The sequence below is a fragment of the Xanthobacter autotrophicus genome, from assembly GCF_029991245.1.
GTDB lineage: Bacteria > Pseudomonadota > Alphaproteobacteria > Rhizobiales > Xanthobacteraceae > Xanthobacter > Xanthobacter autotrophicus_C.
Window position 1 is genome coordinate 1 of record NZ_JAIVFO010000391.1, and the last position, 425, is coordinate 425.

Annotated in this window: 1 protein-coding gene; it reads left to right on the forward strand. The window is 71.5% G+C overall.

The window, feature by feature from the left end:
* Nucleotides 1–355, forward strand: a 355-nt coding sequence (locus tag K9U41_RS23365) for a monovalent cation/H(+) antiporter subunit G (protein ID WP_282643219.1), incomplete at its 5' end; no start/stop codon positions are given.
* Between the last annotated feature and the right edge of the window lie 70 nt (nucleotides 356–425).

Here is a 425-nt window from a genome sequence, read left to right on the forward strand (position 1 = left end):
GCTCTGGGCCGAGATCGCCGTGGCCGTGCTCGTGCTCGTGGGCGCGGCGATCGCGATGCTGGGCTCTCTCAGCCTGCTGCGGCTCAAGACGTATTTCGAGCGCGTGCACGCGCCTTCGATCATCGCCACCATGGGATGCTGGTGCATCATGCACGGCACGCTGCTGTATTTCTCGATCGCGGGCCACGGCCTGGCGCTGCACCCGCTGCTGATCGCGCTGTTCGTCGCGGTGACGGTGCCCGTGACCAACATCTTCCTCATGCGCGCCGCCCTGTTCCGCGCGCGGCGCGCGGGCCGCGACGTTCCGCCGAGCCTGAGCCGCCACGCCGACCAGGCCAGCGAGCGCGACTCCTGACGGCTGCGGGCTGTGGGCTGCAGGCTGGGGTCCGGAGGCCCGCCGCCGCAGCCGAAGACCGCACCCGGGT